Annotated in this window: 20 protein-coding genes; 16 read left to right on the top strand and 4 right to left on the bottom strand. The window is 63.1% G+C overall.

Annotated elements, in window-relative coordinates; genetic code table 11:
• Positions 1-173 precede the first annotated feature (173 nt).
• The 8 genes from AAG799_RS06290 to AAG799_RS06255 all read left to right on the top strand — a co-directional run bounded on the left by AAG799_RS06290 (position 174) and on the right by AAG799_RS06255 (position 6,744).
• Positions 174-488, top strand: coding sequence for an STAS domain-containing protein (locus tag AAG799_RS06290; RefSeq protein ID WP_341894952.1), 315 nt, complete (start codon positions 174-176; stop codon positions 486-488).
• Positions 485-850: a response regulator gene (locus AAG799_RS06285; protein WP_341894951.1), complete on the top strand. Its 366-nt coding sequence runs from the start codon at positions 485-487 to the stop codon at positions 848-850. Before AAG799_RS06290 ends, AAG799_RS06285 begins: the two co-directional genes overlap by 4 nt.
• A gap of 47 nt (positions 851-897) precedes the next feature.
• Complete coding sequence (locus tag AAG799_RS06280) at positions 898-3,159, top strand: chemotaxis protein CheA (RefSeq protein ID WP_341894950.1); 2,262 nt, start codon at positions 898-900, stop codon at positions 3,157-3,159.
• A 17-nt stretch (positions 3,160-3,176) separates the two neighbouring features.
• A complete protein-coding gene (locus AAG799_RS06275; RefSeq protein WP_341894949.1) occupies positions 3,177-3,695 on the top strand; it encodes a chemotaxis protein CheW in 519 nt (172 codons plus the stop codon).
• A 13-nt stretch (positions 3,696-3,708) separates the two neighbouring features.
• Complete coding sequence (locus AAG799_RS06270; protein ID WP_341894948.1) at positions 3,709-4,575, top strand: protein-glutamate O-methyltransferase; 867 nt, start codon at positions 3,709-3,711, stop codon at positions 4,573-4,575.
• Positions 4,576-4,602: 27 nt separating this feature from the next.
• Positions 4,603-5,655: a chemotaxis response regulator protein-glutamate methylesterase gene (locus AAG799_RS06265; RefSeq protein WP_341894947.1), complete on the top strand. Its 1,053-nt coding sequence runs from the start codon at positions 4,603-4,605 to the stop codon at positions 5,653-5,655.
• Between the two features lie 103 nt (positions 5,656-5,758).
• A complete protein-coding gene (locus AAG799_RS06260; RefSeq protein ID WP_341894946.1) occupies positions 5,759-6,151 on the top strand; it encodes a response regulator in 393 nt (130 codons plus the stop codon).
• A gap of 98 nt (positions 6,152-6,249) precedes the next feature.
• Positions 6,250-6,744, top strand: a complete 495-nt coding sequence (locus AAG799_RS06255; RefSeq protein WP_341894945.1) for a MarR family transcriptional regulator — start codon at positions 6,250-6,252, stop codon at positions 6,742-6,744.
• Here AAG799_RS06255 and AAG799_RS06250 read toward each other — a convergent pair.
• Positions 6,716-7,657 carry a lysophospholipase gene (locus AAG799_RS06250; RefSeq protein WP_341894944.1) on the bottom strand — a complete coding sequence of 314 codons (942 nt, stop codon included), beginning with the start codon at positions 7,655-7,657 and terminating at the stop codon, positions 6,716-6,718. The genes AAG799_RS06255 and AAG799_RS06250 overlap by 29 nt on opposite strands.
• Positions 7,658-7,769: 112 nt before the next feature.
• On the opposite strand from AAG799_RS06250, the gene AAG799_RS06245 reads away from it, so the two are divergent.
• From AAG799_RS06245 to AAG799_RS06230, 4 genes are all read left to right on the top strand, one after another.
• Entirely contained in the window at positions 7,770-9,170 is a 1,401-nt protein-coding gene (locus AAG799_RS06245) for an aspartate aminotransferase family protein (protein WP_341894943.1), read from the top strand.
• Between the two features lie 148 nt (positions 9,171-9,318).
• Positions 9,319-10,161 (top strand): hypothetical protein, encoded by an 843-nt coding sequence (locus AAG799_RS06240; RefSeq protein ID WP_341894942.1) that lies wholly within the window; start codon positions 9,319-9,321, stop codon positions 10,159-10,161.
• A gap of 263 nt (positions 10,162-10,424) precedes the next feature.
• On the top strand, positions 10,425-10,988 hold the full coding sequence (locus AAG799_RS06235) for a TRAP transporter small permease subunit (RefSeq protein ID WP_341894941.1): 564 nt from the start codon (positions 10,425-10,427) through the stop codon (positions 10,986-10,988).
• Positions 10,989-10,994: 6 nt separating this feature from the next.
• Positions 10,995-12,524, top strand: coding sequence for a TRAP transporter large permease subunit (locus tag AAG799_RS06230; RefSeq protein WP_341894940.1), 1,530 nt, complete (start codon positions 10,995-10,997; stop codon positions 12,522-12,524).
• A gap of 52 nt (positions 12,525-12,576) precedes the next feature.
• On the opposite strand, the gene AAG799_RS06225 is transcribed toward AAG799_RS06230, so the two are convergent.
• On the bottom strand, positions 12,577-13,701 hold the full coding sequence (locus tag AAG799_RS06225) for a PQQ-dependent sugar dehydrogenase (protein ID WP_341894939.1): 1,125 nt from the start codon (positions 13,699-13,701) through the stop codon (positions 12,577-12,579).
• Positions 13,702-13,795: 94 nt separating this feature from the next.
• On the opposite strand from AAG799_RS06225, the gene AAG799_RS06220 reads away from it, so the two are divergent.
• The 4 genes from AAG799_RS06220 to AAG799_RS06205 are packed head-to-tail and all read left to right on the top strand — an operon-like array spanning position 13,796 to position 17,618.
• Positions 13,796-14,383 carry an XRE family transcriptional regulator gene (locus AAG799_RS06220; RefSeq protein WP_341894938.1) on the top strand — a complete coding sequence of 196 codons (588 nt, stop codon included), beginning with the start codon at positions 13,796-13,798 and terminating at the stop codon, positions 14,381-14,383.
• Positions 14,380-14,877: an N-acetyltransferase family protein gene (locus AAG799_RS06215; protein WP_341894937.1), complete on the top strand. Its 498-nt coding sequence runs from the start codon at positions 14,380-14,382 to the stop codon at positions 14,875-14,877. Before AAG799_RS06220 ends, AAG799_RS06215 begins: the two co-directional genes overlap by 4 nt.
• Positions 14,874-15,392, top strand: coding sequence for a GNAT family N-acetyltransferase (locus AAG799_RS06210; RefSeq protein ID WP_341894936.1), 519 nt, complete (start codon positions 14,874-14,876; stop codon positions 15,390-15,392). Before AAG799_RS06215 ends, AAG799_RS06210 begins: the two co-directional genes overlap by 4 nt.
• A gap of 51 nt (positions 15,393-15,443) precedes the next feature.
• On the top strand, positions 15,444-17,618 hold the full coding sequence (locus tag AAG799_RS06205) for an FUSC family membrane protein (protein WP_341894935.1): 2,175 nt from the start codon (positions 15,444-15,446) through the stop codon (positions 17,616-17,618).
• Here the strand turns inward: AAG799_RS06205 and AAG799_RS06200 are convergent.
• Both AAG799_RS06200 and acs read right to left on the bottom strand, forming a co-directional pair.
• Positions 17,602-17,805, bottom strand: a complete 204-nt coding sequence (locus AAG799_RS06200; protein WP_341894934.1) for a hypothetical protein — start codon at positions 17,803-17,805, stop codon at positions 17,602-17,604. The genes AAG799_RS06205 and AAG799_RS06200 overlap by 17 nt on opposite strands.
• A 194-nt stretch (positions 17,806-17,999) precedes the next feature.
• Positions 18,000-19,232 (bottom strand): acetate--CoA ligase (gene acs, locus AAG799_RS06195; RefSeq protein ID WP_341894933.1); only part of this gene is annotated, 1,233 nt, incomplete at its 5' end.

Here is a 19,232-nt window from a genome sequence, read left to right as displayed (position 1 = left end):
CCGGCTTTGGTGTTGGCCGAAGTCTCGGATGAAATGTGGTTTTTTGATAACCCCCCGACTCATCCCCCTTCCGTCCCGGCAGGCCGTCGGCTAGGTTTGTCCTCATAAGGGTGTGCGGTCGTCCGAGCGACCGCAGCCGGTGCCCGCTCCGCGGGTACTCAGGGGGCGAGTGGATGGAACCGTTCACGATTACAAAGGCTGACGACGCGACCCAGCTTGGCTTGGTGGCCAGCATGGATTTGCGGGCTGCCGAACCGTTGCTGCACAGTTTCCACGAGATTATGGCCCAGGGCGGCAAGGTGGTGATCGACGCCGCCGCCGTCGAGCGCCTGTCCACCCCCTGTGTCCAGATTCTGCTGTCTGCCGCCCAGCATATGGAGCAGAACGGCATCGCCTTCGTCGTGAAATCGCCCAGTGACGCCTTCGTCAGTGCCTTCGACGACCTGGGCCTGTTTTCGTTTCTCATGAAATGGCCGGTACAGACATGACCAAGCGGGTTCTCACTGTCGACGATTCGAAGACGATGCTGCAGATGCTGCAGTTCGCGCTCAAGCAGGGCGGCTTCGAGGTCATCCAGGGCGAGAATGGCCAGGAAGGCCTCGATCTTCTGGACGCCAATACCGTCGATGTCATCATCACCGATATCAACATGCCGGTGATGGATGGCATTACCTTCATCAAGGAACTGCGTAAGAAGCCAAAGAACAAGGCGACGCCGGTTCTGATTCTCACCACCGAAAGCAGTCAGTCCAAGAAGGAGGAGGGCCGCAGTGCCGGCGCCACCGGATGGATCGTCAAGCCGTTCGATCCCGGCAAGCTGCTTGAGGTAATCCGCAAGGTCAGCCCGTAACGGGCGATGGCGGAACGGCGACGCGGAGCAGAAGCGGGACGCGGCCTATGGATGACTTAGCCCAATTCAAACAAACCTTTTTCTCGGAATGCGAGGAACTGCTGGGTGACCTTGAAGGTCACCTGATGGCCCTGCAGTCCGGCGAGGGTGACAATAACACGCTGAATGCCGTGTTCCGCGCGATCCATTCGATCAAGGGCGGCGCCGGTGCGTTTGGCTTCGACCGTCTGGTCGCCTTTGCCCATATCTTCGAAACCGTGCTCGACCTGATGCGCGACGGCCGGCTGGAGCCGACACCGGATTCCGTGCTGCTGGTGCTGCATTGCGCCGATATCCTGTCGGATCTGGTGAAGGCGGCGCAGAACGGCACCGAGCTGCCCGCCGATCATGAAAATGAAGGCCGCAAGTCGCTGATCGACCTGGCGGCCACCATCGGCGTCGATGCCGATCCGCATGCTGCCGATGCGGCCCTGGCCGCGCTGGATGCCCAGCTGGCGGGCGGCGGCGGACTGGATGCCGAACCCGAGCCTGCCCCGGCCGCCGCGCCAGAGCCGGAGCCGGAAGCGCCCGCCGCGCCGGCAGCGCCGGCCAAGGTGCCGCTGCTGAAATACCTGGTGAAATTCACGCCGCGCGACGCATTGTACCAGCGCGCCAACGAGCCGCTGATCCTGATCCGCGAACTGCGCGAACTGGGCGGCTTCCTGGCCAAGGCCGATGCCGAGGCCGTGCCGGCGCTGGATCAGATCCAGCCCGAGGGCGCCTATATCAAATGGGAATTCGAGGTCGAGACCGATCGCGGTGAACAGGCGATCAAGGATGTCTTCGAATTCGTGCTCGACGACTGCGAACTTTCGATCACCTGCCTGAACCCGCCCGCTGCGGCTGCAAAGCCCGCCGCGGCAGAAGCCAAACCCGCTCCCGAGGCCGCGCCCAAGGCGGAAGCCCCGGCGGCGACACCGGTTGCACAGCCCAAGCCCGAAGCACCGAAACCGGCCGCTGCTGCCGCGCCCAAGCCCGAGGCTGGTGCCGGCTCTGCGGGCCCCGGCGGCGGCGCTGGTGGTGGTGGTGGTGCGCCCGGTGGCGAGACCAAAGCCGCCCGCTCGATCCGCGTCGATCTCGATCGCGTCGACAAGCTGGTCAACATGGTCGGCGAGCTGGTGATCACGCATGCCATGATCGCGCAGCAGACCGAGCATCTGCACGCCGACCAGCATCCTGAACTCGCCAACGGCCTGGCCGAACTGTCGCATCACATCCGCGATCTGCAGGAAAGCGTGATGGCGATGCGCGCCCAGCCGGTGAAAAGCGTATTTGCCCGTCTGCCGCGCCTGGTGCGCGAACTGGCGATGATGACCAACAAGAAGATCCGCCTCGACATGAGCGGCGAGAACACCGAAATCGACAAGACGGTGATCGAGCAGCTGGGCGATCCGCTGACCCACATGATCCGCAATTCCTGCGATCATGGCATCGAAAGCCCGGAAGACCGCGCCGCCGCCGGCAAGCCTGCCGAAGGCGTGATCCATGTCTCCGCCGACCAGCGCGGCGGCCGTATCGTGATCGAAATCACCGATGACGGTCGAGGCATCAATCGCGAAAAGGTGATGAAGAAGGCGATCGAGAAAAAGCTCGTCGCCCCCGATGCCGTGCTGAGCAACGAAGAAATCGACAACCTGATCTTCCTGCCCGGTTTCTCCACCGCAGATACGGTGTCCAACATTTCCGGCCGCGGCGTCGGCATGGACGTGGTGCGACAGAACATCCAGTCGCTCGGCGGTCGCGTGCATATCCAGTCGCGCCCGGGCCAGGGCTCGTCCTTCATCCTGACCCTGCCGCTGACGCTGGCGGTGCTGGATGGCATGGTGCTCAAGGTCGGCGTGCAGTCCTACATTCTGCCGCTGGCCAATATCGTGGAAAGCCTGCGGCCCGAGCCGGATCAGATCAATATTGTCGCCAACCAGAGCCAATTGCTGCGCATCCGCGGCGAATATGTGCCGCTGGTCTACCTGCATCGCATCTTCAAGGTGCCGAACGGTATCGACGACACGACCAAGGCACTCATCATCATCGTCGAGCTGGAAGACAGCTCGAAGATGGGCCTGGTGGTCGACGAGATCATCGGCCAGCAGCAGGTGGTTATCAAAAGCCTGGAAGAGAATTTCGATCCGATCCGCGGCGTCGGTGCCGCCACCATCCTGGGCAATGGCCGCGTGTCGCTGATTCTCGACGTGGCCGGCATCAAGCATATTGCCGAGCATGAGGGCCAACAGCGCGGTTCGGTTCCGCGTCTGGCCGCGCCGGCCGCGTAAATCAGGAGAGTTCAGCCATGGCAGCCGCAGAACAGACCGCCCGCTCAAGCCGCACCGTCCAGCTGGTTTCATTTACGGTTGGCAACGAGGAATACGGCGTCGACATCATGGCGGTGCGCGAAATCCGTGCATGGTCGGAAACCACCCCGCTGCCAAACACCCCGGAAGTGGTGCGTGGCGTTATCAACATGCGCGGCGCCATCGTGCCGATCTTTGACCTGCGCGCCCGCTTCGGCATGCCGCGCACAGAGCCGACCAAATACAATGTGGTGATCATCGTTTCGGTGTCTTCGCGCATCGTCGGCATCCTGGTCGATGCGGTATCGGACATCATCACCATCAACGAGGATGAAATCCGTCCGATGCCCGACATGGAGCAGGTCAGCGGCCTGGGCTTCATGGAGGGTCTGATCACCGTGGGCGAGCGCATGGTCGGCCTGATCGGCCTGGAGCGCATGTTCGCCGGCCGCATGCTGGAAGCCGCCGACAATACCGGCAAGCCGATGCTGGCCGGTCCGGCCGAATCCGCTGCCTGACCCGTACAAACACATGGCCGCCGACAGCAAAACAGTGGATGCCCCCGGCACCGAGGATCGCGAATTCGCCTTCTCCACGGGTGATTACGATTATCTGCGTTCAATGCTGAAGGAAAAGACCGGCATCGAGCTGGGGCCGACCAAGCACAATATGGTCTATGCCCGCCTGGCCAAGCGCCTGCGCAAGCTCGGCATGAACGGTTTTCGCCAGTATATCGAATTCATCGGCTCGCCTGCCGGCGTCGATGAGCTGGGCACCACGCTGAATGCGCTGACCACCAATCTCACCAAATTCTTCCGCGAGAACCATCATTTCGAGCATCTCGCCACCAATGCCCTGCAGGAAATCCGCGCCCGCGCGGTGAGCCAGGGTCGGCGCCTGCGCATCTGGTCGGCCGGCTGCTCGTCGGGCGAGGAGCCCTATTCGACCGCCATCACGCTGCTGCGCGCAATGCCAGACATCAAGCAGTGGGATGCCAAGATCCTGGCCACCGATATCGATACCGAGATGGTGCGCCGCGGTACGGAAGGCGTTTATCCCGCTGCGTCGCTGGAAGGCATGCCCGCCGATATCGCCAAGAAATATTTCGAGCCCTATGGCGAGGATAAGGTGCGCGTCGTGGCCGAGGCCCGCGCCCTGATCAGCTTCAAGCACCTCAATCTGGTCAGCCATTGGCCGATGAAGGGCCCCTTCGACGTCATCTTCTGCCGCAATGTCGTGATCTATTTCGACAAGGACACCCAGCGCGTGCTGTTCGACCGCTACGCCAATCTGTTGGCACCCGGCGGCTTTCTCTATATCGGCCACTCGGAAAACCTGTTCGGCATCACCGAGCGGTTCAAACTGTTGGGCCGTAACATCCATCGCAAGATCGCATAATCATTCTGGGACGCGCGGAGCAACGCAGTGGCCGGCAAACGTATCAAGGTTCTTATTGTTGATGACAGTGCGCTGATCCGTCAGTTGCTGACGACCGCCCTGTCGAGTGACCCCGAGCTGGATGTGGTGGGCGCGGCGCCTGATCCGTTGGTGGCACGCACCATGATCAAGGAACTCAACCCCGATGTCCTGACCCTGGATATCGAGATGCCGAACATGGACGGTATCTCTTTCCTGGAAAAGATCATGCGGCTGCGGCCAATGCCGGTGGTGATGGTGTCCACCCTGACCCAGAAGGGCGCCAACATCACGATGCAGGCGCTGGAAATGGGCGCCGTCGACTTCGTGCCCAAGCCGACGCTGGACATCAAGCATGCCCTGGAAGAGATCAAGCAGGATTTGATCGCAAAGGTTAAGACCGCCGCCACCGCCCGGGTGGTGGCGCGCAACCGGCCGGTCGAGGGCCAGTCGCCCAAGCGCCTGACGCCTGGCCCGGGGTTCAACTCGACCGACATCATTGTCGCCATCGGTTCCTCCACCGGCGGTGTCGAGGCGCTGAAGGAAGTGATCACGATCCTGCCGCCGGACAGCCCGCCGGTGCTGATCACCCAGCATATGCCGCCCCGCTTTACCGGCAGCTTTGCCGCCCGCCTCGATTCGCTGTCTGCCGTCACGGTTACCGAGGCGAAAGACAATGTTCGTGTCTTTCCCGGCCACGTCTACATCGCCCCGGGCGACTATCACCTGACCCTGCACCGCTCGGGCGGCCATTATTATACCAAGCTGAACCATGACGCCCCGGTCTCCGGGCACCGGCCCTCGGTTGACGTGCTGTTCAACTCGGTGGCCGAACATGCCGGGCATAATGCCATCGGCGTGATCCTGACCGGAATGGGCAAGGATGGCGCCACCGGCCTTAAGAAAATGCTGGAGGCCGGTGCCCAGACGATTGGCCAGGACGAGTCGACCAGCCTGGTTTACGGCATGCCCAAGGCCGCGAAACTCATGGGTGCGGTGCAAGCGGAAATCGGCATCAGCCAGATCGCCTCCGAGATTTTGAACCGTTGCAAACAGCGTTGAGAAACCTTGTTTTTTGGGATAAAAACCATGATGTTAGGCATTGATTTGGACACCGCCGGCCAGAAGGGCCGGAGTTGGTTGAGTTGAGGGAAGAGCGAGAGATATGCCTTCGGCCAGCACTCTGCGAGTTTTGATTGTCGATGACCAGATGAGCATGCGCGGCATTGCGCGTTACTGCTTGCAGGAAATCGGCATTAAGAATGTTGTCGAGGCGAAGAGCGGGGCCGAAGCCCTGGTCGCCATCGGCTCCAACAAATTCGACCTGATCATCTCCGACTGGAACATGGACGGGATGGATGGCCTGACTTTGCTCAAGACCATCCGCAGCAATCCGCTCACCAAACGCATGCCGTTCATCATGGCGACGGGTCAGCGCGACACCGAAATGGTGAAGACCGCGATCCAGGCCGGTGTGAACAATTATATGGTGAAGCCGTTCAACGCAGCGACCATGCGACAGAAGATCGAGGCAGTGTTGGGCAAGCTCGGCGCCTGACGCCGCAGCTCACCCCAGCGCGCATCATGGCCGCGCCACAGTCACCAGCGCCCCAATCGACAGCGACGCAGCCTGAGCCATCACAGCCCGATCCTTTGTTGACGCAGCCAGCACCGCTGAAGCTGGATCTGTATCTGCCCTATCTGATCAATCGTGCCGGTGTCTCTCTGGCTGCACGTTTCGGCGCCGCACTGCGTCAGGCCGATGTCACACTGCAGGACTGGCGCGTGCTGGCAGCGCTGCGCGAACATGACAGCCAGCGCCTGACCGAACTGGCCGTGCGCACCAGCATCGAGGTGTCAACATTGTCGCGGCTGGTCGGCGGACTGGAGGCCAGTGGCCTGGTCAGCCGCAGCCGCGACAGTGACGATGCGCGTGCGATCGCCATCCGACTGACCGCTGATGGCGCCGCCGCCACCGCCACCTTGATTCCCGCAGCGCAGAGTCTGGAGCGCGAGGCCCTGGCGGGCCTGAACGAAGAAGAAATCACGACGCTGAAGAATCTGCTGAACCGGATTTACGACAATATGGCCGCACAGCCGCCGATTGCCGGCGATGCGCCCCCTATAGGCAGCGCCGGAAAAACCCGATGATATCGGCCGTCACGGCATCGCGGTTGGTTTCATTCAGCAGTTCGTGCCGGGCCTCGTCGTAGAACCGGCTTTCAACCCGTGCCAGGCCGGCGGCGGCATAGGCATCCAACAACTGGCGCAGGCCGCGCCCGCCGCCGGAAACCGGATCGTGCCGGCCGGCAATGACAAAGACCGGCAGGGTCTTGGGAATGCGGGCCTGGTGATCGGGCCTCGCGATGGCAGCCAGCCCATCCAGAAAATCGACCCAGGACTGCACCGTGATCGGAAAGCCGCAGAAGGGATCGGCAATGTATTTGTCGACCTCGGCCGGATCGCGCGACAGCCAGTCGAAATCGGTACGCTGCGGCTGGAACCGCTTATTGAAGGCATCGAAGGACAGCGCCTGCACCAGCGGGCTGACCCCGCGCCGGCCGTGCCGCAGACGCTCCAGTCGCGTCACCAGCCGGCCGAGCCCCGCAATCGCCGGCGGCTTGCCATTCGAACCGCAGAGCACGCAGCCGGCCAGCAGGTCGCCATGCTCGTAGAGCAGCTGCTGGGCCATGAACGATCCCATCGAATGGGCAAACAGCAGCACGGGCTTGCCGGGATGGCGTTGCTGCGCCAGGCGGCAGGCGGCGGCCAGATCGCCGACCGCGCGGTTCCAGCTGTCGGTGTCGCCCATATGGCCGAGCAGCGCCGGACTGGAGACGGAATGGCCGTGGCCGCGATGATCGAAACCATAAGCGGCAAAGCCGGCGGCGTTCAGGGCTGCGGCGAACCGGGCATAGCGCCCGGCATGTTCAGCCATGCCATGGGCGATCACCACCACCGCCTGAATCGAGTCTGCCGGCGGCAGCCAGGCATAGCCGGACAGTGTGAGGCCATCGGTCGGCGAAACCAGCGTGATGTTGGGGGCGATATCAGGGGAAGACATGGCCGCAGTGTAACCAGCGATTTGCGTCATCGGTAGAGTCGAAGTTTTGACAGAGCGCCGATTTCGCCGTCTACTGAGTACCCCTCCCGGACCCCACAGACAGGTTTGCCCAATGCCGACTCCCCAGTTGCCCAATTCGATGGCCGCCCGCGACATCGCCCATGTGCTGCACCCCTATACCAACCTGGTGAAGCACGAGACCGTCGGACCGCTGGTGATCGAACGCGGCAAGGGCATTTACGTCTATGACGACCAGGACAAGGAATATATCGAGGGCATGGCCGGCCTGTGGTGCGCCGGCTTAGGGTTCAGCGAGGCATCCCTCGTCGATGCCGCCATCGAGCAGATGCGCAAGCTGCCCTACTACCACGGCTTCGGCCACAAGACGACCGGACCCGTGGTGGAACTGGCCGAGAAGCTGAAGGAGCTGAGCCCGATCAAGCTGGCCAAGGTGTTCTTCGCCGAGGGCGGTTCGGGTGCCAATGACACGCTGATCAAGCTGATCTGGTATTACAACAATGCGCGCGGCAAGCCCGAGAAGAAGACCATTCTGTCGCGCATCAAGGGCTATCACGGCGTCACCATCGCCAGCGCCAGCCTGACCGGCCTGCCGGCGAATCATAAGGATTTCGACCTGCCCATCGCGCGCATCAAGCATGTCGATTGCCCGCATTATTACCGCTTTGCGCAGGACGGCGAGAGCGAGGCCGAGTTTGTTGCCCGCCTGGCCAAGAATCTGGAGGACTTCATCCTGCAGGAAGGGCCCGACAATGTCGCCGCCTTCTTTGCCGAACCGATCATGGGCGCCGGTGGCGTGATCCTGCCACCCAAGGGCTATTTCCCCGCCATGCAGGCGGTACTGCAGAAATACGACATCCTCAGCGTCTCAGACGAAGTGATCTGCGGCTTCGGCCGCACCGGCAACTGGTGGGGCGCGCAGACCTTCGACTACAAACCCGACTTCATCTCCTGCGCCAAGCAGCTCTCCAGTGCCTATCTGCCGATCTCGGCCGTGCTGGTGCCCGAGCATGTCTATGAGGTGATTCGCGACAATTCAGGCAAGATCGGCACCTTCGGCCATGGCTTCACCTATGGCGGCCATCCGGTGGCGGCCGCCGTGGCGCTGCGCACGCTGCAGATTTACGAGGAACGCAACATCGTCGGCCATGTGAACGCCGTGGCACCACGCTTCCAGGCCCGCCTGAAAAAGCTGGGCGACCATCCGCTGGTTGGCGAGGCACGCGGTACCGGCCTGATCGGCGCCACCGAACTGGTCGCCAACAAGAAAACACGCGCCAACTTCGCGCCCACCGCCGGCGTCGGCGCCGCCTGCATGGGCTTTGCCCAGGAGGAAGGCCTGATCATCCGCGCGATGGGCGGCGACGTGATCGGCTTCTGCCCCCCGATGATCATCACTGAAAGCGAGATCGACGAACTGTTCGACCGGTTCGAGCGAGCATTGGCCAAGACGCTTGCCTGGGTGTCTCAGCAGGGGCTGACCGCGGCAGCCTGATGCGGCGGTATGCGCTGGCCGGCCATGGCTTCCGTGGCGGCCGGCGCATCGCACCGCATCTTATCCTTTTGAGGGGCTAACCGGCTGGTTCCTCTGCAACTGGAATGTGTTAAGGTTAATGTAACATACACCAGCCAGTATCCCGCGGATGATCGCCGATAACCAAGCGCATAGCCAGGAAGCCAACGAACTGGTTTCGCGTATCGAACAGCGCGCCATGTACATCTTCAAATTCACTGAAGATGTGAATGAGAAGCGCAACACCGTCACCGGCTTTCGCAAATTCTCCACCCTGGTCGACGACTTCCATCAGGCGGCCGAAATCGCCGAGGGGCGACTGTCGGTGCTGAAGACCGGCCGGCGCGATGAACTGCGCCGCTTCGTGTCACAGCTGCGCGCGAAAATCCTCAAGGTCGAAATCGACGTCAAGCAGAGCTATCTGGAGAATCTGATCGAGGCGCGCTCCGCCCTGCCCTATGGCGCGCGTGAATTCTTCGCTTCGCGGCTGAAGCGGCTGGAAGAGTTGAGCAGCCTGCTGGTCGATGGCCCCGAAGCCGGCGGCACCGCCGACCAGCTGCTGATTCACATGCGCCAGATGCTGAGCCATCTGATGGAGCAGGCCCCGCAGCTCGAGGTCTTCGAGCGCGACCCTGATTGGCGACCGACGCATCGCAGCGTGCCCACGGGCCGGCCGGCCGCGGCGCCTGCCCCGCGCGCCGCCAAGACCGCCACACTCGAGATCAAGCCGATCCGGCTGACCGGGCGCGACGAATGGGGCCGCGTCTTCCTCGACAAGGGTTCATTTGACCAGATCACCGTGGCCTGCCGGGCACGCGGGATTAACCTGGACCAGGTTGCCTCGAAATTGGGCATTACCCGGGTGGCCCTGACCCTGATTCTCAACGGCCAGGATCCGATTGCCCGTAATCAGCTCGATGTGCTGCACCGGATCATTAACAATTATAACACCAATACCGGCGAAATGGGCTGAGCCGGGAGTATATCCCTTGGCGACAGGTGGCCCTAAACCCCTAAAATTTATGAAATTTTTCGTGCCCTGAGCGGGGCATGTCGATTATAAATGGCCCCGGTCGCCGGCCGGGGCTTTATCGAGCGATCCGCATAGAATAAATACGCCCCGCAACAGGGAACGCCGGTTCCGGATCCGCCTGCGGGCATGATCCGGCGCCACACCAACCATTCGGGTCACGACGGCCGTTCATGATCGGTCTGCTGTGAAGGGGGATTTATTGCATGCGTCTGCTCTTGGCTTTCAGTTCAGCCGTTGACCGTCTCAACGACTGGGTCGGCCGCATGGTCTATTGGGCCATTCTGCTCGCCGTGGTGATCAGTTCCGGCAATGCTTCGGTGCGCTACATCTTCCACAACAGCTCGAATGCCTGGCTGGAAGTGCAGTGGTATCTGTTCTCCGCCGTCTTCCTGCTCTGCGCCGGCTACACGCTGCTGCGCAACGAGCATATCCGCATCGACGTGATCGTCAGCCGCTTTTCCGAGCGCACGCTCACCTGGATCGACATCATCGGCACCGTGCTGTTCCTGCTGCCGATGGCCATCGGCATCATGTACCTGTCCCTGCCAGCGGTGCTCGACTCCTTCGTCCGCAACGAGATGTCGAGCGATGCCGGCGGCCTGATCCGCTGGCCGGTGAAGCTGCTGATCCCGGTCGGCTTCCTGCTGCTGATCCTCCAGGGCCTGTCGGAACTGATCAAGCGTATCGCGTTCCTGCAGGGCCTGATCCCGAACCCGGCACCGAGAAAACAGGATGCCCATAGCCCCGTCGAAGGCGCCGCGGAGTAAGCAAAAATGACACAGTTCCTGATCGACAACATGGCGCCACTGATGTTTGTGGCGCTGGTCTTCTTCCTGCTGTTTGGCTATCCGGTCGCTTTCGCGCTGGCCGCCAACGGCCTGATCTTCGCCTTCATCGGTATTGAGCTGGGCCTGCTGACCCCGGCGCTGCTGCAGGCACTGCCCGAGCGCGTATTCGGCATCATGCGCAACGATACGCTGCTGGCGATCCCCTTCTTCACCTTCATGGGCCTGATCCTCGAACGATCCGGCATGGCGGAAGATCTGCTCGACACCATCGGCCAGCTGTTCGGCCCGCTGCGTGGCGGCCTCGCCTATGCGGTGATCTTCGTCGGCGCGCTGCTGGCGGCGACCACCGGCGTGGTGGCGGCCTCGGTGATCTCGATGGGCCTGATCTCGCTGCCGATCATGCTGCGCTATGGCTATGACCGTAAGCTGGCCAGCGGCGTCATTGCCGCCTCCGGCACGCTGGCGCAGATCATCCCGCCCAGCCTGGTGCTGATCGTGATGGCCGACCAGCTCGGCCGTTCGGTCGGCGACATGTATGCCGGCGCGCTGATCCCGGGCCTGATCCTGTCGGCGCTCTATGCCGGCTATGTCTTCCTCGTCACCATCATCTTCCCCAAGGCGGCCCCGGCGCTGCCGCTGGAAGCGCGCTCGCTACGCGGCATGCAGCTGGTTGTTCGCGTGCTGGTGTCGCTGGTGCCGCCGCTGGTGCTGATCTTCCTGGTGCTGGGCACCATCTTCATCGGTGTTGCCACACCGACCGAAGGCGGCGCCATGGGTGCGGCCGGCGCCATGATCCTGGCGATGATGAAGCGCAAGCTGGATTGGTCGCTGATGCGCCAGGCCATGGACTCGACCGCCAAGCTGTCGGCCTTTGTGATCTTCATCCTGATCGGCTCCACCGTGTTCGGCCTCACCTTCCGCGCGGTGAACGGCGATCTCTGGGTCGAACATCTGCTGACCAGTCTGCCCGGCGGCCAGCTCGGCTTCCTGATCGTCGTCAACATCATGGTCTTCCTGCTGGCCTTCTTCCTCGATTTCTTCGAGCTGGCCTTCATCGTCGTGCCGCTGCTGGGTCCGGCGGCCGAGAAGCTGGGCATCGACCTGATCTGGTTCGGCGTGCTGCTGGGCGTGAACATGCAGACCTCGTTTATGCATCCGCCCTTCGGCTTCGCGCTGTTCTACCTGCGCAGCGTGGCACCGGTGGCCGATTATATCGACAAGGTGACCGGCAAGCTGACGCCCAGGGTAACCACCGGCCAGATCTACTGGGGTGCGGTGCCCTTCGTGTGCATCCAGATCATCATGGTCGGATTGGTGATCGCCTTCCCGGAAATGGTGACCGGCATGCTGGATCGCGGCACCGGCGTCGATCCCAATACGATCCAGATCGAGTTGCAAAGCGATCCGACGATCGACGACAAGCCCTATGATGCGAGCGAGGATGACCCGCCGGCCTTTGGCGAGCCCGGTGCCGACCCCGAGACCGAAGACGAAGAAGAAACCAAGGCCGACTGATGCGGCCCTGACGAAAAGCCCGGCATCGCATAGATGCCGGGCTTTTTGTTGCCTAGTTGGCGGGTTCCAGCCGCAGGATGCGACCGCGCGGACTGTCGGTGGCGAGATAGAGGAAACCATCGGGCGCGTCGCGCACGTCGCGGATATTGTCGCCGATCTCCTTCAGCATCTGCTCCTGCCGCACCACGCGCGTGCCATCCAGCACCACGCGATGCAGGGTGCCGAATTTCAGCGAACCGACGAAGAGGTTGCCGGTCCAGCCCGGAATCTTGCTGCCGCTATAGAAGGCCATGCCCGAGGGCGCGATTGACGGCGTCCAGTGCAGCAGCGGCTGCTCCATGCCCGGTGCCGCCGTGCCGACGCCGATCTTCGCACCTGAATAATCGATGCCGTGGGTGATCACCGGCCAGCCATAGTTCTTCGCCCGCTCGGGGATGTTGATTTCGTCACCGCCCTGGGCGCCATGTTCGTGCAGCCAGACAATGCCGGTCTGCGGGTGCCGCGCCATGCCCTGGATATTGCGATGCCCGTAAGACCAGATTTCCGGGCGCGCATCGCTGCGACCGACAAAAGGATTATCCGCCGGCACGCTGCCATCCTTGTTCAGCCGCAGCAGCTTGCCCAGATGCACGTTCAGATTCTGCGCTTCATCGCGCCGGTAGCGCTCACCGACACCAAGCCACAGCTTGCCATCGCTGCCCACCACGACACGGCTGCCGAAATGCAACCCGCCGGACAGCTTCGGCTGCTGGCGGAACAGCACCTTAACATCGGCCAGAGCAGTCTCGTTGAAGACGGCGGTGGCCAGCGCCGTGCTGGCGCCGCCTTCGCCGGGTTCGGCATAAGTGAAATAAAATGTGCGGTTGGTGGCGAAGCCGGGATCGAGCGCCACATCCAGCAGGCCGCCCTGGCCGCTGTTGAAGACCTTTGGCACATTGCCCAGCGGCGGCGACAGTTTGCCGTCTTTCGCCACCACCCGCATACGCCCCGGCCGTTCGGTCACCAGGATGCGGCCATCAGGCATAAAGGCCATGCCCCAGGGATTTTCCAGGCTACTGGCCACCGTCACCACCCGCAGGCTGGCGGCCTCGGTGCGGATGACCGGTGCCGGCTGGGCGACAGCGACGGAGCCCGCGAACAACGTCATCACCAGTGAGGCACTCAAAACCAGCCGCATATCATTTCTCCGCTTTGCCCATGCTCTGACATAGGAGGGGCTGATGGCAAACCCAGCTTGACCCTCATCGTCTTATATAATAGACGATAGTCTTATGAATGAGACAACAACGGTCGCGGACGATATCGAGGCCCGTATTGCGAGCCGGCTGAAAAGCCGCCGCGAAGAGCTGGGCCTGTCGCTGGCCGATCTGGCCACCCGCAGCGGGGTCAGCAAGCCGATGATCTCGCGGATCGAGCGCCGTGAGGCCAGCCCGACCGCCGCCCTGCTGGGCCGGCTCTGCGCCGGTCTCGACATCACCCTGTCCGGCCTGATGGCGGCGGTGGAGGATAAAAGCCTGGTGCTGCTGACCGCCGCAGCCCAGCCCGTCTGGCGCGACCCGGAAACCGGCTTCGAGCGCCGCGCCGTGACCCCGGCCGGCACCGGCTCGTCAGTGGAGATCGTGCAAGCCACCCTGCCGCCAGGTGCGCGCATCAGCTATCCCGCCCTGCCGGCCGGCGCCTATGACCAGCATATCCTCGGCATCAGCGGGCAGTTGCGGTTTGAAAGCGGCGCCGAGCATTTCCTGATCGGCCCCGGCGACTGCCTGCATTGCGCGCTGGACCAGCCGCATGCCTTTGCCAACGAAACCGGCGAACCCTGCCGCTACCTTGTGACGATTGCCAGACGGAAGCCGCGATGATTGATATCCGTGACGCCACGCTTGAGGACTCTGAAGCGATCCGCGCCATCTACAACGATGCCGTGCTGAACACCACGGCCGTCTTCGACTATACCGCCCGCGAACCACAGGCCCAGCGCGACTGGATGGCGATGAAAGCCGATCAGAATCTGCCGGTGCTGGTTGCCGTCGATGGCGCCGCTGTCGTGGGCTACAGCAGTTTCGGCCAGTTCCGGCCCTGGCCGGCCTTTCTGTACTGCGTAGAAAACGCCATCTACATCGCACCCGACCGGCGCGGCCAGGGCATCGGGCAAAAGCTGCTCACAGCCCTGGTCGCCGTGGCGGCCCAGCGCGGCTTGCGCAGCATGGTGGCAGCGATCACGGCGGAAAATGCCGCCAGCCTGCACTTGCATGAAAAGCTTGGCTTCACCCGCACCGGCCTGATCAGGGATTCAGGCTGGAAGTTCGACCGCTGGCTCGACCTGGTTTTCCTGCAACGGATGCTGCAGTCATGACCATTGCCATCCTCGATGCTGCCGCCGCAGAAGCTGCGCTGGATGACCTCGCCAAGGTGCTGCACGACTGCGTGCTGCATGGCGCCAGCGTCAATTTCGTACAGCCTTTCCCGTTGGCCGAAGCGCGCGGCTACTGGCAGCGCCAGCTGCCGGATCTTCGCGCTGGCAAGGCGATCCTGTTCATAGCCAGACAGGATGGCGAGATTGCCGGGACCGTCATGCTCGGCCTCGATACGCCGCCGAACCAGCCGCACCGCGCCGATGTGAAGAAACTGCTGGTGCACAGCCGGGCACGGCGGCAGGGTCTGGCACGCGCGTTGATGCAGGCCGTCGAGACAGAGGCACGCCGTCGTGGTCGCAGCCTGCTAACGCTGGATACCGAGCATGGCAGCGCCGCCGAACCGCTCTATCAAGGCCTGGGTTATACCCTGCTCGGCATCATGCCAGGCTATGCTCTGTCGGCGGATGGAACGGCCGCGCAGCCCTGCGCGTTTTTCTACAAGACGCTGACCTAACACCGGCCTCGCGATGCTGCGTGGCCTGCGCTAGACTCAGGGCACAGCATCATGCCGAACCGTTTCAACCTTTCGATCTTCGCCCTGCCGGCACAGCAATTGCTCAGTGGCGCCACTGCCGCTGCCGGCGTCGCCCTCGTCGCGCTGGCGACCGGGCTGTGGCTCGGCGCAGCTGCCGCAGCCGTGGTGGCCGTAGGTGCCACCTGCGCCAGCATTGTCGACACGCCGGCGCCGCCCGGACACAAGCGCATTGCCTTTCTGATCGTTATCGTGTTCGACAGCCTGGTGACACTCGGCATCGGCCTGAGCGAGCAGAATCTTGCCGCCCAGGCCGGGATTGTTGCGCTCACCAGCTTTGTCGCCGCCATGCTGACGATCTATGGCAAGACCATGCTGGCGCTGTGCATGTCGATGATCCTCTCCATGGTCTTTGCCTTTGGCGTCGATATCGGTGGCGGCGCGGCTGCCGTGCATCATGCCCTGCTGTTCTTTGCCGGCGCCGTGGCCTATGCCGTCTTCGGCATGGGGATGAGCCACGCCCTGGAGGCGCGTCACAAGCAGATTGCCCTGACCGGCACACTGGATGCCTTTGCTGCCTATGTGCGGGCCAAAGCGGCCCTGTATGATTCCCGCATCAGCGTGGAGACGAGCCATGCCATCCTGATCGAGCGCCAGGTAACACTGATGGAACGGGTGGAGGCGGCGCGCAACCTGCTGTTCCGTCACATGCGAACCGTACGCGAACGACAGATGGCGGCGGCGCTGATCGCCACGCTCGACACCTTCGAGATCATCCTTTCCAGCCAAACCGACTACTGGTTGCTGCGCCGGCAATTCGCCGGTCAGCGTGACAGCGGTGCACTGCTGGAGCGCATCCGCATTGGCGTGCTGCATACCGCCCTGCTGATCGAGGATATCGCCGATGAAATCCGCGATGGCAGACCGAGCCCATCACTGCATACGCTGCGCAACGAATTCGCCGCCATTGCTGAAAAACTGCAGCAGGTCGCGCCCCTGGAGGGTGACGGCAGTAATGGCGACACCGAACATGGCGCAGCCCTGCTGGAACTGCGCGCCACACTGGAGCGGATCGGCCATGCCGTCGAGGCAGTGGACCGCCTGCAGCAGGTGATTCGTCAGCCTGCCGCCGCCGAAACGGTGCTGGCTGCGATCCGGATCGAGGAATTCCTGCCGCCCCGGCCCTATCGCCTGCAGCTGGTGCGTCGTCACTTGCGGCTGACCTCGCCAATTTTCCGCTATGCCCTGCGCCTGACGGCGGCGATGCTCTGTGCCTTTGCCATCGCGGCGGCGCTGACGCATTACTTCAGCCATGGCAGCTGGATCCTGCTGACCGTGGCCGTCATCATGCGCGCCAGCTACAGCGCCACCCGCCAACGCCAGAAGGATCGCCTGGTCGGCAACCTGATCGGCTGCGTGCTGGCGGCTGTGGCCCTGCATCTGCTGTCCGATCCGGTGCTGCTGGCGCTGTATTTCGCCAGTATTGCGCTGGCCCATGCCTATGCCCCCGTGCGCTACCTGATTACCTCGACCGCGGCCTGCGTGATGGCGCTGCTGATGATGCATTTCCTGAGCCCGGCCAGCGGCTCTTTGCTGGGCGAGCGCCTGCTTGATACCGTGATCGGTGCCGGCATTGCGGCGCTGTTCAGTTTTGTCCTGCCCTACTGGGAACGACAGAGCCTGCCGCAGCTGACGGCCGCACTGCTGCGTGCCAACCGCAAATACGCACGCCAGGCCCTGAAGCGCAGCCCGCCCGAGCAGAGCTACCGCCTGGCCCGCAAGGATCTGTTCGATGCTGGCGCCGACTTCGCCGGCGCGTTGCGACGTCTGGCTGCCGAACCCGGCGCCACTACGGCTGACATGACACGGCTGCAGGCCTTCCTGTCGGCCAATTACCGCATGATGGCGCAGCTGGCTGCACTGCATGTGCTGCTGCGCATGCGCGGGCACGACCTCGACCCCGCCATGGCCGAGAATCTGTTGGCCCGGCACCGGCCGGCGCTGCTGGGGCTGCTGGGTGCCGAAACCACGGCAGAGGCGACCGAGAGCCCGCGCGAAGCCACGCCGGCCAGGACGGAACCCGATACGGGACAATGGCAAATGGCGGCCGCCCTGATGCAACGGCTGCAACAGGCCGAAGCCGTGGCACGGCAGATCAGCGACCTGGCCGCTGGCCTGCAGATCGCGCCGCTCAGGCGCGGAACATGAAATACCAGGCCAGCGCAAACGCGATGATCACGCCGGCAAGGCCAAGGCCAAGCACATAGCGCATGCGGTGCAGTTCAATGCCGCTGCGCACCTTTTCAGTCCCGACCACCCGCTCCTTGGTATCGTATTCCGCCGGTTCCTTCGGGCCATAGCCCTGCGAGCCGTAGCGCGGCGATTGCGCTGTCATCAGATTGTCCTCCGCTGTGGGTTCAGGGAGATATAATCCCCGGCACGGCCATCGGTTCCCGTCCAGCGAGGCGTGGCGGGTCGCGAAAACAGTGCGGGCGCCTGGATCACTCCAGACGCCCGGCGTCGCGCCTCCCGGTTTTTTTATGCTGCGACGGTTCGTTGCGTCAGCCGCGATTCATGTGCCCCGCGGCGTCAGCCGCGATTCATGCGGTTGGTGACCAGATCGTCCACCACACTGGGATCAGCCAGCGTGCTGGTATCGCCCAGCGCCGAATGTTCGTTCTCGGCGATCTTGCGCAGGATGCGGCGCATGATCTTGCCCGACCGTGTCTTCGGCAGGCCCGGCGCCCACTGGATCAGATCGGGCGAGGCAATCGGCCCGATCAGGGTGCGCACATGCTGCACCAGCTCCTTGCGCAGCTCTTCGGTCGCCTGGATGCCGGTCTTCAGCGTGACATAGGCATAGATGCCCTGGCCCTTGATGTTATGCGGATAGCCGACCACGGCGGCTTCTGCCACCTTGGGATGGGCGACCAGCGCGCTTTCCACCTCGGCCGTGCCCATGCGATGGCCCGACACATTGATCACGTCGTCGACGCGACCGGTGATCCAGTAATAGCCATCGGCATCGCGGCGGCAGCCGTCACCGGTGAAATACTTGCCGGGGAAGGTGCTGAAATAGGTATCGATGAAACGCTGGTGATCGCCATAGACCGTGCGCATCTGGCCCGGCCAGCTGTCGCTGATGCACAGATTGCCCTCGGTGGCGCCCTCCAGCACGTTGCCGTCGCCATCCACCAGCTGCGGCTGAACACCAAAGAAAGGCAGCGTGGCTGAACCCGGCTTCTGGTCAATGGCGCCGGGCAGCGGCGTGATCAGGATGCCACCGGTCTCGGTCTGCCACCAGGTATCGACGATCGGGCAGCGGCCATCGCCAACCACGCGGTGATACCACAGCCAGGCTTCCGGGTTGATCGGTTCGCCCACCGAGCCGAGCAGGCGCAGCGAGGCGCGGCTGGTCTTCTTCACCGGCGCTTCGCCTTCGCGCATCAGGGCGCGGATTGCAGTGGGTGCGGTGTAGAAGATGTTGACCTTGTGCTTGTCGATCACCTGCCAGAAACGCGAGGCATCGGGATAGTTCGGCACGCCCTCGAACATCAGCGAGGTGGCGCCATTGGCCAGAGGCCCGTAGAGGATATAGCTGTGGCCAGTGACCCAGCCCACATCGGCGGTGCACCAGTAGATGTCGCCGTCGTGATAGTCGAAGACATACTGATGCGTCATCGCGGCGAAGACCAGATAGCCGCCCGAGGTGTGCAGCACACCCTTCGGCTTGCCGGTCGAGCCCGAGGTGTAGAGAATGAACAGCGGGTCTTCCGCTCCCATCGGCTCCGGCGCGCAGGTCGCCGGCACCTTGGCGGCTTC

The sequence above is a fragment of the Ferrovibrio terrae genome (assembly GCF_943371255.1).
Classification (GTDB): Bacteria; Pseudomonadota; Alphaproteobacteria; order Ferrovibrionales; family Ferrovibrionaceae; genus Ferrovibrio; species Ferrovibrio terrae_B.
This window is presented reverse-complemented; position numbering and strand designations above follow the sequence as displayed.